This is a genomic window from Streptomyces sp. NPDC049813 (assembly GCF_044465085.1).
Taxonomy (GTDB): Bacteria; Actinomycetota; Actinomycetes; order Streptomycetales; family Streptomycetaceae; genus Streptomyces.
In genome coordinates this window covers 75,249-88,712 of sequence record NZ_JBITLI010000014.1, presented here as the reverse complement: position 1 = coordinate 88,712, position 13,464 = coordinate 75,249, and the positions used below count along the sequence as shown (strand labels likewise).

The window sequence follows — 13,464 nt, the reverse complement described above, 5'->3', positions numbered from 1 at the left end:
TGCGGTCCCGGACCGCGTGGGCAGCCTTGAGCGGACGGCCCGCGCCCGTATCCGTAGCCGTACCGGTGGAGGATGATCTTGCGCAGTCTGACGTTCGTCATCGGCACGGGCCGCAGCGGCTCCACCGCGCTGTCCCGCATCCTCAACACGCATCCCGACGTGCTCAGCCTCAACGAGTTCATGGCGTCGGTCGGCGACGCGGCCTTCCCCGCCGGCCGGCTGTCGGGCGCGCGGTTCTGGGACGCCCTGTTCCGGCCCACTCCGTACTTCGCCGCCATGCTCCGCAGCGGACTGCCGATGCCGGAGTTCCTCTACACCCGCCGTCCGGGACGGTACTCGGCCGAGACCACGGGTATCCCGGCGCTTTCCCTCATGGTGCTGCCGCACCTCAGCGACGATCCCGACGGCCTGCTCGACGAGGTGCGCGCCGCGGTGACGCAATGGCCCGAACGCACCGCCGCCGCCCATCACGAAGCCCTCTTCGACTGGCTGTGCGCTCGCTTCGGCCGGACAACCGCGGTGGAGCGCTCCGGCTACTCCACCGGCTGGGCATCCAAGCTGCGCGCCACCTTCCCGTACGCGCGATTCGTCCACCTCCACCGGCACGGACCGGACTGCGCCCTGTCCATGAGCCGCCACCCGGGATACCGCACGATCACCTTGATGCGCGAGATCAGGGAACGTACCGGCGTCGAGGACTTCGGCGACCTGACCGAGGCCCACGTGCGGCTGTTGCCGCCGGACCTGGCGCCCCTGCTGGGAGAGCGCTTCGACCCCGCACTGGTGCGGGACCGGCAGTTCCCGCTGCGCCGTTTCGGGGCGCTGTGGTCCGAACTCGTCACTCAAGGCGTGCAGTTCACGGACGGCCTGCCCGCCGGTCAGGCCACGTCGCTCGCCTACGAGGACCTCCTCGACCACCCCCGTACGGAACTCGCCCGGCTCGCCGCGTTCGCCGGGGTCGAGCCGCACGCGGAGTGGCTGGACGGCGCGTGCGCCTGGCTCGACGGCGGCCGCCGCGGCACGGCCGCACGCCGGCTGACCGCCTCGGAACTCGACGACCTGACGGCGAGCTGTGCGCCGGGCACGCGCGCCCTGGCCGCTCGCTGAGACCACTCACCGGGCGGCAGGCGGCCCCCGCCACGGTGACGCCGGGACGTGAGGCCGCGGACCGCCGGCAGTCGTACGGGAGCCTCGCCGTCCGTCACCGGTGAGGACGTCCGGCGACCGGCGGACCGGCAGGACGGACCGGCCGCAGCAGGACAGGGCGGAGCCGGCTGTAACCGCGCACCGACACCGGGCGCAGCACCTTGAGGTCGTACGCCGAGGTCCCCGCCAGTTCACCGGCGAAGACCGTGTCGACCAGCACGGTGTCGGGGCGGGCCACCGCGGTGAGCCGGGCCGCGATGTTCACGGCGGCCCCGTACACGTCACCGAACCGGTTGAGGACCGGCCCGTGGGCGAGACCGGTGCGCAGGTGCGGCAGGCCGGGTTCGCCCTGGGCGCGGGCGGTCAGTTCGAGCGCGATGTCGGCGGCCGCGGCCGCCGACTCGCAGACGAAGAGGACCTCGTCGCCGATGGTCTTCACGACGCGGCCGAGCCCTTCGGCGACCACGTCGCCGCTCAGCGTCTCGAACCGGTCGAGGACCCGCACCAGTTCGGGACCGTCCAGACCGCGGGTCATCCGGGTGTACCCGACCATGTCGGTGAAGCCCACGGCGAGATGCCGGATGTCGGCGGCCTCGTGCGCCGCGCCCGGCCCGCCGCCGGCGTCGGTCCCGGCCTGCTTCCCGGGCGCCCCCGCCGCGTCCGTCGCCGCCTTCGCCCGCGCCTCGGGCTCGCCCGCGGCCCCGCCCGGCGGACGGTGCTCGGCCCCGGTGAGCATCCGCCCGGCCTGGGCCGCGAGATGACGGCGCCACACGTGCCGCTGGAGCAGCTCCATCTCCGGCAGCAGGGCCGCGGCGTGCGTCAAGAAGGCCGCGGTGTCACCAGGGGCATCCAGGTCGCGCTCCAGCCAGGTCCAGAGCGTGTGCATCTGCCACTCGGCGAGCCGCGACAGATGGTGGCCCAGGGCGCGCGCCATCATCGTCTCGCTCTGCTCGGTGATGAGCCCGGCCCGGATGAGCCGTTCCCCCGCCCGCAGGGCGTCGACGTCGGCGTCGGTGAAGACCCGCGCGTCGTCGTCGACCACCGGGAAGCCGAGCGCGCGCCAGATCTGCGCCGACCGCTCGGGCCGCACCCCGGACCGCTCGGCGATGTCGCGTCTCGTCCAGACACGGCCACCGCCCAACAGCATCTCCTCGACCGCCCGGCGCAGTTGCCCGGCGCCGGTCGGATCCGCCGGGGCGTCCCTGGACGGCTCCGCCGCGCTCATGTGGTGTGCACGATCAGTACGTCGAGCCCCGCCTTCCGGGCGATCTCCGCGGGCACCGAACCGAGGATGCGTCCGGTGAGCGAGCGCAGCCCGCGGTTTCCGACGACGACCAGGTCGGCCGAGCATTCGTGGGCGATCCCCACCAGGGATGCCACCGGTTCGCCCTGCACCGCGATCGACCGGATGTCCGCCACGCCCTCCGCCCGCGCACGGTCGGCGGCGGTCCGCAGCGTGTCCTCGGCGGGCGCCGAACCCACCACCTGATAGGCCTCCCGCCCCAACTGGTCCTGTGCCACCGCTACTTCGGACTCGCGCATCGGCGAGTAGGCGCAGGCGACGACGAGTTCGGCCTTGCAGGCGGCGGCGAGCCGGGCGGCACTCGCGACCGCGGCGAACGACGACTCCGAGCCGTCCGTGCCGACCAAGACGGTCTGGTAGGCGGTCAAGGCAATCCCCTTACCGAGTAGTAAACTTACTTCGAAGTAAGGTAGAGCGCCGCCGCACCGCTGGGCAAGACGCGGTACGGAATCAAGGGGAGTGGTTCGCGAACCCAGTTGACCTAGCGTGCTGGTGACGGATCGTCAGGTTCGATCGATGGCGCCCGGTCAGAATCGCCGGTCGTGGTGTCTCCGTCCCCGACGGCCTCCGACCGCGCCGCGCGGCGCCGCAGCACGAAGGCGGCCAGGACGAGCAGGAGCGCGAGGGTGCCGGCGATGGCCGGCCAGTACACGTAACGGTAGTTGGACTCGGGCGCGGTGGGCAGGTACGCGAGGATGTACAGCGCTCCGCTCGCCCCGAGCAGCCGGATCTCCCGCGCGTAGGGGCCGGGCCAGCGGCGGCGCAGCGCGAGGACCAGGGACAGGGCCAGCCAGAACCAGCCCTGGAAGAGGAACGGGACGTCGCGGACGAACCCGGTGACGTAGTTCCTCAGCATGGCGGTGAGCTGGTCGTTGACCGGTGCGCTCGCCACCGCGGGGATGGTCCGGGCGCCGGTCGTGGTGCCGTTCTGGAAGGCCTGGTTGCCCTGGAAGAGCAGCTTGGCGAAGACCCGCAGCCGGTACTCCGCGTAACCCGTCCAGTGCCGGGGCATCTGCCGGGTCCACATCCGCACGAGCACGTCGGCCTGGTCGCCGAGTTCCGTGGAGCCGAGCGACGGGTCGCGCGGGTAGCAGCGGAAGTAGGCGTCGCTGGTGACGCCCCGGCTCCGGCACCGCTCGGCGGCGGTGACCAGCCGGTCCCGGAACTCCGGGCCGGCACCGGCCCGCTCGGCCGCGGCGCGCACCTGCCCGGGCGTGAGGACGTGGACGAGGTCGTCCAGCGGGATCTGGGCGTACTGGCGGGTCGCCACCGGGGTGGTGGCCGCGGACACCGCGACGCTGCCGCCGATGGTGACCGCGACGAACAGGCCCGTGGCGACGAGCCACCGGCGCCGCCCGCTGCGCGTCGCCGGCCGGGCCGCGAGCACCAGCAGCACGAAGACCGGGGCGACGGCGAGAATCCCGTTCTTGCGGACCAGCATGGCGTAGGCGAGGAACAGTACCCCGAGGACGAGCAGTGCCCAGCGCGGTCCGTTGTGCCGCCCCTGCGGCAACTCGCGCGCCACGAGCGCCAGGGCGCAGGCCGCGAGCAGCGCGTACGCCATGTGGACGTCCTTCCAGACGACGCCCGTGAGGTTCACGACGTGCGGCGCGAGACCGGCGCCGAGCACGGCGAGCGAGAGGCCGCGGCTGCCGGTCCTGTGCCACAGCGTCACCGCGAGCGCCCACAGTGATCCCCACACCACGGCGACCTGGAGCGCGGCCATCGCGGACATGGCGCCGGTGAGGTGGATCAGCACGCGCCACAGCACGACCATCACCGGTGGGTGCCAGTCGGTCACCGGCCTCTCGTTGAGTGCCTGCCGCAACTGGTCGGCGCTGTCCGGGCTGAGGAACCCCGGGTGGAAGACCGTGGCCACGGCGTACCCGCACAGGGCCGCGAGGGCGGCCAGCCACCACGGCCAGGCCCGTCGCCCGGCGCGCGACGCGGTCGGTCCCCGCCCGGGCCCATCCTCCGCCGCGGCGGGTCCCCGCCCGGGCCCAGCCTCCGCCGCGGCGGGTCCCCGTCCGGGCCCGGCCTCCGCCGGGGCCGTGGATCCGGCACACGCCGGCCCCGACCCGGCGAACACACGTGTGCGGTACACGGCGAACCGCACCCCGGTTGCCGCCGCCCAGCCGACCAGCCGTGCCACGTTGTCGCTCCACGCCGAGTCGAGGCCGAGCAGCTCGTGCGAGACGTAGACGGGGGCTGCCGTGATGGCGAGCCCGGCCAGGTTGATGCCGACGAACCAGCCCACCTCGCGCCGGGTCACGCGCTGCTTGTGGCTCCGGTAGGTCCAGTGCCGGTTCCCCCACCAGCTGACGGCCATCGCGAGCCCGGTGGCCAGGGCCGACGCGACGACGGGTGCCGAGCGCAGCACTCCGTCGCGGGAGAACGGCGTGCCCGAGATCAGCACGTTGAACGCGGCGAACTCCACCACGAAGGCGACCGCGCCGACCACGCCGAAGGCCGCGGCCTCCCGCCAGATGTTGCGCACCCACTCCATGACCCGGGGGTCCCACGTCGCCCGCTGCAGCACGCTATGAACCTAAGCGAAGTCGAAGAAAAGGAACAAATCGGACATAATCACCAATGGTCAATCGTAAGCGAAGGGAAGCCCGCCCATGAGCCCGACGGTCGCCTGTGTCGTGCCCTGCTACAACGAGGAGACGGCGGTCGGCACGGTCGTCCGCGACCTGCGCGCGGCCCTGCCCGAGGCCGTGATCTACGTCTACGACAACGCCTCCACGGACAACACCGTCAACGAGGCGCTCAAGGCCGGTGCGATCGTGCGCCGCGAGACGCGCAAGGGCAAGGGGAACGTCATCCGGCGGGCCTTCGCGGACGTCGAGGCCGACGCGCTCCTGATCATCGACGGTGACGACACCTACGACGCCTCCCGCGCGCGGGAGATGGTCGACCTGCTCTTCTCGGGCCCCTACGACCAAGTGGTCGGCGCCCGCCGCCAGACCGTCGACACCGCGTACCGGGCGGGCCACGAGGTCGGCAACAAACTGCTGACCGGCGCCGTGCGCTCGCTGTTCGGCAACGACGTCAGCGACATGCTCAGCGGCTACCGCGTCTTCTCCCGCCGCTACGTCAAGTCCTTCCCCGCCCTGTCCCGGGAGTTCGAGACCGAGACCGAGATGACGGTCCACGCGCTCAGCCTGCGCCTGCCCACCGCCGAGATCGGCGTCGGGTTCAAGGACCGGCCGACCGGCAGCGCCAGCAAACTGCGCACCTACCGTGACGGCTGGCGCATCCTCACCCTCATCCTCGGGCTCGCCCGCCGCCAGCGCCCCGCGCTCTTCCACTCCGTCATCGCCGGTCTGCTGGGCCTGGTCTCCCTCGCCCTGGGCCTCCCGGTCGTGGTGGAGTTCGCCCGCACCGGGGTGGTGCCCCGCATCCCGACCGCCGTCCTGGCCGCCGCCATCATGATCATCGCGGTGCTCGTGCTGCTGGTCGGGTACATCCTGGAATCGTTCATGTACATGCGCCAGGAACAGACGCGGCTCGCCCATCTGCAGTACCCGGCACCGTCCCGGAGCGCGGACTTCGTTCCGGCGGGGCTGCTGCGGAGCTCCGCGGGGAGCGGGCGGCCCGGGGCGAGCGCCTGAGGCGGCGGGCGGAAAGTGGGCCGGCTGAACGGGGGAGCGGTGTCCGGGCCTACCCGAGGGCCGCGGGGCAGCGGAGCGGCCGGATCTCAGGGACGTACGAGGCGACGCAGGGCGTGTCGGGCCAACGGCGCGTAGGCCAGGACGACGGGCAGCGGCCCCTCTATCCGCAACCACGTCATGGCACCCGGTGCTGCTCCCGCCCGGACCCCGTGCCACAACCGCATGCGGACCGGCCCTGCCCCGCACCCGCCAGCTCCACGTGCGGGCCGCGGGATCGACGGCGGTGACGACGAACGCCACGGTCGGCCCGAACGCGGGACGCACGCGCCCTCGCATGCCAGGCCGCAGCTCGGGCCCGGCCTCCACAGACCGGATCTGCGACGCCCAGGTGGGCCAGAGGGCCGGGTGCAGATAGCGCCGCCACACGGTGTCCGCGTCCGCGGCACCCGTCGCGCGTAACGTCAGCTTCACTCTGCCAGGGTGACCGCGAGCCGCGGACCGCGCCACCGGCACCGGCCACCGGGTTCGTGTGCGTATCCGGTGTCGCCACCGGGGTCCGAAGGCGCCGCGCCCCGGCCGGTCGGGGGCCTTCCGGCATCCCCCGGAGTACGCCGCGCCCCGGCCGGCCGTTCCGACGTCGGCCCCCGTCCAGAAGCGCCGCGACCCGGAACCGCCACCCCCCGACTCCGCGTTCTTGATCATATGAACGTCGACGGTGAGGCACGGGCAACGATGCGCGACCGCGTCGGAAGGCGCGGGTGGTTGATCGCGGGAGGTGCGGTGCTGGTCGCCGTCGCCCTCGTGATCGCGGTGCTCGTCGCCCGGTCCGGGGACGAGGCGCTCGCCGCGCCCCGCCCCTGCCACACCGCCCTGCACGGCACCGCACCCTCAGGACCCCCGGCACCGGGCACGAAACCGCAAGCCGAGAAGGCGCGGGACGCGCACGCATCGGCCGGAACCGCCCCCGTCCCCGCCGCCGACTTCGACGGCGACGGCCACCCGGACCTGGCCATGGGCGCTCTGGGTGACGTCGCGAACGCCGATGCGGGCGGCAGCATCGCGGTGGCCTACGGATCCGGCGACGGGACCGGGGTCGCCCGCTGTCAGTACCTCACGCAGAACGACGCCGGGATGCCGGGGAAGGCCGACTACGAGGCGTACTTCGGCAGCGACGTCGTGGCCCGCGACCTCGACGGGGACGGCTACACCGACCTCGCCACCGCCGTCTTCGACTGGAGGCCGAGCGTGATCATCATGTGGGGCTCACCGGACGGCCTGACGAGCGCCGCCCGGGTGCCGGGGACGGACCGCAACCACGTCCCCTGGGCGGCGGACCAGGCACTGGAGGAGCACCTGGTCGCCGGGGACTTCGACGGGGACCGGCACGCCGACCTCGTCTTCGGACTCGGTTCCCGCACGGGCCTGCTCAAGGGCCCCTTCGCCCGCGACGGAGCCCCGGCGGGCACCGGCCGGGTCGCCACCCCGCGCCGGCCCGCGCGCTCTGTCCGGACCGCGAACTACGAGGACCTCGTCGCCGGGGACCTGGACGGCGACGGCACCGACGAACTGCTGGCCTTCCACCACGAGGAGCCGCTCGGCACCGCGCGGTTCGAGGAACGCCGGCCGGTCAGCTACTTCCATGCCCGGCGCGGCGGGCTCGTCCAACCGGACGACGTGGACCTGCCCGACGCGGCGACCGGAGCGGTCGGCGACGTGGACGGCGACGGCGTCGGGGACCTCGTGCTCAGCTCGCTGAGAGGCAAGGCCCGCCCCGGCGCGGTGACCGTCGTGCACGGCTCCACCGCGGGACCGGGCAAGGGCGAACCGTCCACGACCATCGACCGCGACACACCGGGCGTCCCCGGCAGGAACCCCCAGAACGAAAACGCCGAGGACGCCGACGACATCGACGACACTGCCTTCCTCTCCCTCGACACCGGCGACGTGAACGGCGACGGCTACACGGACGTGGTCGTCGGCTCACCCCGCAGCAAGCCGTACACGAAGACCGGACCGGAACAGGTCCTGCTCCTGCTGGGCAGCGCCAACGGGCTGACCGGCGACGGGGCCCAGGTCGTCGACGCGGGCGACATCGGCGGCAGCAGGAGCGCGCGGACCACGTTCGGCCTGGCGGTCCGCCTGGTCGACCTGGACGGGGACCGCCGCGCAGACCTGACGGTGGCCGCGCCGGGCGACAACAGGGTACGTAGCACCGCGTGGCTGCTGCCCGGCACGGACACGGGGCTGTCGACGAGCGGCGTCACCCGGCTCTACGGGGACAGTTTCGAGCGCACCGGAAAGCTGGACCTGTTCCTGGGCGGCGGCGGCATCGCCCACTGAGCACGCGACCGCGCGCCGCCCGCCCACTTCCCCGGTCAGTCGTCAGTCGTCGACCCGGTGCAGCTTCAGCTGCCGGTTGGCGAAGAGCTGCACATATCCGCACCGCTGGCAGATCAGTCCGGTCGCCGTCTCGTCGGCCCAGGCCATCTTGAAGAGTTCCGCGCCCGTGCTGTTGAGCTTGACCCCGCGCTCGCGGAAGGAGTCGTTCTTGCAGACCTGGCAGGTGATCCACATCTCGCCCAGCGAGACACGCACTGCTTTCGCCATCTGTCCCCCTCGTCGCCCCGACCGCCGTCACCGCCCCACCGGCGTCTCGGGCCCCTGATCGGCTGCTGTTCGATCATCGCCGCACGGCCCGCTGCGCGGAAAGCAACTTGAGCGAATACTGAGCAATCAGCGCCGTGCCTCTCAGGTGGCGCGGCGGTTGCCGTCGGCGTCACACGGCAGCTCGGAGGCGGGGTAGTCCGCCGTGTAGTCGCGTTCGGCCTCCTGGCCGGCGGCGGTGATCGCGGTGGGGGCGACGTCGATGATGCCGCCGAAGGGCCGGTCGACGTCGCGGATGATGACCAGTGCCGTGGTCAGCAGGGCGGTGATGACGACGAGGGTGATGAGCTGGCCCCGGTTGTTCTTGCGCGGCAGGCAGACCCTCAGGGCCGCCACCGTGATGACGAGGGTGGCGAGCAGGACCCAGAAGATGGTGCCGGGAATGCTGGAGGTCGCCTGGGTGAGGCGCTCCTCCCGCTCGTCGGACCGCTTGTTGTCGGCGGACACCAGCATGCCGAAGACGGGCTGGCCGACCAGGCTCTTGAAGGACCCGCGCACGCTCGTCGACCATACGCTCGGCGCCGCGGAGCCGTTCCCGTCCGCCATCGCGGGCCACTCCTGGGCGCGGACGGCACGGGCGTAGCAGACGGCGTCGGCCTGGATGCGGGCCTGCTCGGCCTTGGGGGCGTACTCGGCGGTCTCCACGAGCTGGTCCAGGGCGCGTGCCTCGCCGCGAGAGGCGACCTCGGCCTTCCCGTAGGAGCCGTTGGCGGTGACCAGGACGAAGGAGAGCAGCAGGACGGTCATCGTCAGCAGCGGCCCCACGAGGTCCTTGACCGCCATCCCGTCGTGATCGTCGCCGTTGACCAGCCGCGGCCGCAGCCAACGGTTGGCGGCGAGGCCGGCGAGCAGGGCGAGCACAGCGACGACGATGACGAGGACCACAGGGGCCACCTCCGGATCGGGGGCCCGGTGTTCCGGGCCGGGGCAGTCTCAAGACCCTTTCGGCGGTGGTCCGTCCCACGAGGGGCGGAAACCTTTTCTCGTCCCCGCACGAGGGACACCCCGTCCGCCAGACGGGCCCACGGCGCCCCGGCGGAGCCCGAACGATGGGGGACGAGTAACTAAGGATCATCATCCTGACGAGCTAATCGCGCGGCTCCAGGTTCACCCGCATGCCGCACACCTTTCCGAGAGCAGAAACGGTTGTGTGCAACATGAACAGAGCAGAGCCTCGCTATTCCCCGGAAATCCCCGTATTGGATGCAGTCGGCGGCAAGGCGGTACGTACGAGCCGGACGGGCGCTTGGCAGTTCACACCACCGCACGGGCTCGCGCGGCCCGAGGATTCCTGCGCTGCCGGGGCCGACGGCCCGCACACCTACGGCACTTCCTGGCGCGACGGCCGACAGCAGCACGGCCGTGCATGAGACGTCCGGCCGCCACCGCCGGTCCCAGCCCTTCATCCCCGGCCCCGCCACCGGAAGCCCGGCGGCACCCGGCTCCGGACCCCAGCCGCAGGAGACCTTCACCCATGTGGGCTCGCTGCCCTCGCACTGGGACCCCACCCAAGAACTCGCCTATCTGCTCGGCGAGGCCATCGATCACGAGACCCACCAGGCAGCTGACTTTGTGACGGACGGCGCACCCACCCTCGTACACGCGACGGACGTGGGCCCCGATGAAGTACTCCACCCGGAAGATTCCTTGAGCGGCCCCGGACCGGAGTTCGGGCAGGACGGTCCCGACGGTCCCCTCCCCGGCGAACCCGATCCCACGGCAGCCGAGATCGCCACCGCGGACCTGAACCGCCTCCAGCCGCCACCGCCCGCGCGCCGGCGCCGCTCGCGTGCCCGCCCGCGCAGACGGGCCACCGGCGCCGGTCTGCTGCGGCTGACCAGCGTGGTGATCGCCGCCGTCGCCGCCGTCACGGTCTCCGCCGTGTGTGTCTTCGGCGGCATGGTCAGCTACCACCCGCTGCGCCAACTCGCCGTGCACCGCACGACGTCCTACACCGTGAACGCCTGGCCGCTGCTGATCTACGGCCCCTGGATCGTCGCCTCCTTGTCGGTCCTGCGCGCCGGGCTGCACCGGCGCCGCGCCGCCCACTCATGGGCGGTCGTGCTGCTGTTCTCGGTCGTCGCCATGGTGCTGTGCGTCGCGCAGGCCCGGCACCGGCCGCTGGACGCGGCAGCGGCCGCGTTGCCCGCGCTGGCCGCGCTCGCCTGCTTCCAGCAGCTGATGCGGCAGATCACCCTCAGCCGCCCGCCGCGCCAGAGCCACCCCCGGCACCGCGGCCGACGCACCGCCACGAAGCCGCCGCCGGCCTGACCGGGACGGCGACCGCACGGCGAGCACCTTCCCGGTGACCCACCCCGCCGTGTGATACGACGCGTCGGGCCGGGGCGGCAGGCACCCCGGCCCGACGCGTTCCCGTGCCGCCGTCAGGCCCTGGCCGCGCCCAGCTCGGCGCGGACGGCACGCGCAGCCGCCACGAGGTTCTCCAGGGAGATACGGGTCTCGGGCCAGCCGCGGGTCTTCAGGCCGCAGTCGGGGTTGACCCACAACCGCTCGGCCGGGATGGCCTCAAGTCCCGTGCGCAGCAGGGCGGATGCCTCCGCCACGCCGGGGACGCGGGGGGAGTGGATGTCGTAGACACCCGGCCCTGCCGCACGCGGATAGCCGTGCTCCGCCAGCTCATGGGCGACCTGCATGTGGGAGCGGGCCGCTTCCAGGCTGATGACGTCGGCGTCGAGATCGTCGATGGCCTGGACGATGTCCCCGAACTCCGCGTAACACATGTGCGTGTGGATCTGCGTCCGGGCCCGCACGCCCGCGGTGGTGAGGCGGAACGCCTCCGTGGCCCAGGCGAGATACGCGGCGCGGTCGGCGGCGCGCAGCGGAAGCGTCTCACGCAGCGCTGGCTCGTCGACCTGGATGACCGACGTGCCGCTCGTCTCCAGGTCGGTGACCTCGTCGCGCAGGGCGAGGGCGACCTGCCGTGCGGTGTCGCCGAGCGGCTGGTCGTCGCGGACGAAGGACCAGGCGAGCATGGTCACCGGCCCGGTGAGCATGCCCTTGACCGGCCGGTCCGTGAGCGACTGGGCGTACGTCGTCCAGCGCACCGTCATCGGCTCCGGCCGGGAGACGTCCCCGGCCAGGACCGGCGGGCGGACGTAGCGCGTGCCGTACGACTGGACCCAGCCGTGCCGCGTCGCGAGGTATCCGGTGAGCTGCTCCGCGAAGTACTGGACCATGTCGTCGCGTTCGGGCTCGCCGTGCACGAGGACGTCGAGGCCCGTCTTCTCCTGGAAGGAGACGACGTCGCGGATCTCGTCCCTGATGCGTGCCTCGTAGTCCGCGGTGTCCAGGCGTCCGGCCCGCAGGCCGGCCCGGGCGGACCGCACTTCGGCGGTCTGCGGGAACGAGCCGATGGTGGTGGTCGGCAGCAGCGGCAGCGCGAGGTGGGCGCGCTGGGCGGCGGCCCGCTCGGCGTACGGCTGCGCGCGGCGGCCGTCCGCGTCCGTCACCGCCGCCGCGCGGGCCCGGACGGCCGGATCGCGGGTGAGGGGAGAGGCGGCCCGCGAGGCCAGATCCGCCTTGTTGGCGGCCAGTTCCGCCCTGATGCTGTCCGTGCCCTGGGCGAGCCCCCGGGCGAGGGTGGCCACTTCGGCGGTCTTCTGCCGGGCGAAGGCGAGCCACCGCAGGATCTGCGGGTCGATGTCGCGTTCCGGCGCCGTGTCCAGCGGGACGTGCAGCAGCGAGCAGGACGCCGCGACGTCGACGCGGTCCGCGAGGCCGAGCAGGGTGCCGAGCGTGGCCAGGGACCCGGCGAGGTCGTCGACCCACACGTTGCGGCCGTCGACGACCCCGGCGACCAGTCGCTTTCCGGGCAGCCCGCCGATGGCCGCCAGGGCGTCCAGGTTCGCGGCGGCGGCGCCCGTGAAGTCGAGGGCGAGGCCGTCGACCGGCGCCTTGGCCAGCACCGGCAGGGCCGCGCCGAGCCGGTCGAAGTAGGAGGCCACCAGCAGTTTGGGCCGGTCGGTGCGGGCGCCGAGGTCGCGGTAGGCGCGGGCGGCGGCGTTCAGCTCCGCCGGGGTGCGGTCCTGGACCAGGGCGGGCTCGTCGAGCTGCACCCATTCGGCGCCCGCCGCGCGGAGGTCGGCCAGCACCTCGGCGTACACCGGCAGCAGCCGGTCCAGCAGGGTCAGCGGATCGAAGCCGGCGGCGACACCGGGCGCGGGCTTGGCGAGCAGGAGGTAGGTCACCGGACCGACGAGGACGGGGCGGGCGGCCAGCCCCAAGGTGAGGGCCTCCGCCAGCTCCGTGACCTGCTTGGCGGAGTCGGCGGTGAACACCGTGTCCGGCCCCAACTCCGGCACCAGATAGTGGTAGTTGGTGTCGAACCACTTGGTCATCTCCAGCGGCGCGACGTCCTGGGTGCCGCGGGCCATGGCGAAGTACCCGTCGAGGGCGTCCGCGTCGACGGCCTCGCGGTGCCGCGCCGGGACGGCCCCGACCATGACGCTCGTGTCCAGGACGTGGTCGTAGTACGAGAAGTCGCCGGTGGGCACCTCACCGAGGCCCGCGGCGGCGAGTTCCCGCCAGTTCGTGCGGCGCAGGTCCGCGGCGGTGGAGCGGAGGGCGGCGGCGCTCACGCGGCCCTTCCAGTACCCCTCGATCGCCTTCTTCAGCTCGCGGTCGTGGCCCTGGCGGGGGTAGCCGTACACGGTGGCCCGCGCCGTCGCGGCGGCAGCGGCGGTCTTCGTGGTCACGGAGATCTCCTTCGAGAGA

Annotated in this window: 10 protein-coding genes and 1 pseudogene; 4 read left to right on the top strand and 7 right to left on the bottom strand. The window is 72.9% G+C overall.

Annotated elements, in window-relative coordinates; genetic code table 11:
• Positions 1-72: 72 nt before the first annotated feature.
• Entirely contained in the window at positions 73-1,107 is a 1,035-nt protein-coding gene (locus tag ACIBW6_RS26295; RefSeq protein WP_399063702.1) for a sulfotransferase, read from the top strand.
• A gap of 94 nt (positions 1,108-1,201) precedes the next feature.
• Here ACIBW6_RS26295 and ACIBW6_RS26290 read toward each other — a convergent pair whose 3' ends face one another.
• From ACIBW6_RS26290 to ACIBW6_RS26280, 3 genes are all read right to left on the bottom strand, one after another.
• Positions 1,202-2,371 carry an adenylate cyclase regulatory domain-containing protein gene (locus ACIBW6_RS26290; protein ID WP_399063700.1) on the bottom strand — a complete coding sequence of 390 codons (1,170 nt, stop codon included), beginning with the start codon at positions 2,369-2,371 and terminating at the stop codon, positions 1,202-1,204.
• Entirely contained in the window at positions 2,368-2,817 is a 450-nt protein-coding gene (locus tag ACIBW6_RS26285; protein ID WP_399063698.1) for a universal stress protein, read from the bottom strand. The genes ACIBW6_RS26290 and ACIBW6_RS26285 overlap by 4 nt, the downstream gene beginning before the upstream one ends.
• Before the next feature lie 113 nt (positions 2,818-2,930).
• Complete coding sequence (locus ACIBW6_RS26280) at positions 2,931-4,988, bottom strand: GtrA family protein (protein WP_399063695.1); 2,058 nt, start codon at positions 4,986-4,988, stop codon at positions 2,931-2,933.
• An 85-nt stretch (positions 4,989-5,073) separates the two neighbouring features.
• On the opposite strand from ACIBW6_RS26280, the gene ACIBW6_RS26275 reads away from it, so the two are divergent.
• Complete coding sequence (locus tag ACIBW6_RS26275; RefSeq protein WP_399063693.1) at positions 5,074-6,066, top strand: glycosyltransferase family 2 protein; 993 nt, start codon at positions 5,074-5,076, stop codon at positions 6,064-6,066.
• 291 nt (positions 6,067-6,357) lie between these two features.
• Here ACIBW6_RS26275 and ACIBW6_RS26270 read toward each other — a convergent pair.
• Positions 6,358-6,768, bottom strand: a pseudogene (locus tag ACIBW6_RS26270) (hypothetical protein); the annotation flags it as partial.
• A 60-nt stretch (positions 6,769-6,828) separates the two neighbouring features.
• Between ACIBW6_RS26270 and ACIBW6_RS26265 the strand changes: the two are divergent.
• Positions 6,829-8,406: a VCBS repeat-containing protein gene (locus ACIBW6_RS26265; protein ID WP_399063691.1), complete on the top strand. Its 1,578-nt coding sequence runs from the start codon at positions 6,829-6,831 to the stop codon at positions 8,404-8,406.
• A gap of 42 nt (positions 8,407-8,448) precedes the next feature.
• Here the strand turns inward: ACIBW6_RS26265 and ACIBW6_RS26260 are convergent, their stop codons facing one another.
• Both ACIBW6_RS26260 and ACIBW6_RS26255 read right to left on the bottom strand, forming a co-directional pair.
• The gene (locus ACIBW6_RS26260; RefSeq protein WP_399063689.1) at positions 8,449-8,673 is read right to left on the bottom strand and encodes a zinc ribbon domain-containing protein; all 225 of its coding nucleotides are present in this window, start codon (positions 8,671-8,673) and stop codon (positions 8,449-8,451) included.
• Between the two features lie 141 nt (positions 8,674-8,814).
• On the bottom strand, positions 8,815-9,615 hold the full coding sequence (locus tag ACIBW6_RS26255; protein WP_399063687.1) for a hypothetical protein: 801 nt from the start codon (positions 9,613-9,615) through the stop codon (positions 8,815-8,817).
• A 477-nt stretch (positions 9,616-10,092) separates the two neighbouring features.
• Between ACIBW6_RS26255 and ACIBW6_RS26250 the strand changes: the two genes are divergently transcribed.
• Positions 10,093-11,001 (top strand): DUF2637 domain-containing protein, encoded by a 909-nt coding sequence (locus tag ACIBW6_RS26250; protein ID WP_399063685.1) that lies wholly within the window; start codon positions 10,093-10,095, stop codon positions 10,999-11,001.
• Between the two features lie 113 nt (positions 11,002-11,114).
• Here ACIBW6_RS26250 and metE read toward each other — a convergent pair whose 3' ends face one another.
• Positions 11,115-13,445 carry a 5-methyltetrahydropteroyltriglutamate--homocysteine S-methyltransferase gene (metE, locus tag ACIBW6_RS26245; RefSeq protein ID WP_399063683.1) on the bottom strand — a complete coding sequence of 777 codons (2,331 nt, stop codon included), beginning with the start codon at positions 13,443-13,445 and terminating at the stop codon, positions 11,115-11,117.
• Between the last annotated feature and the right edge of the window lie 19 nt (positions 13,446-13,464).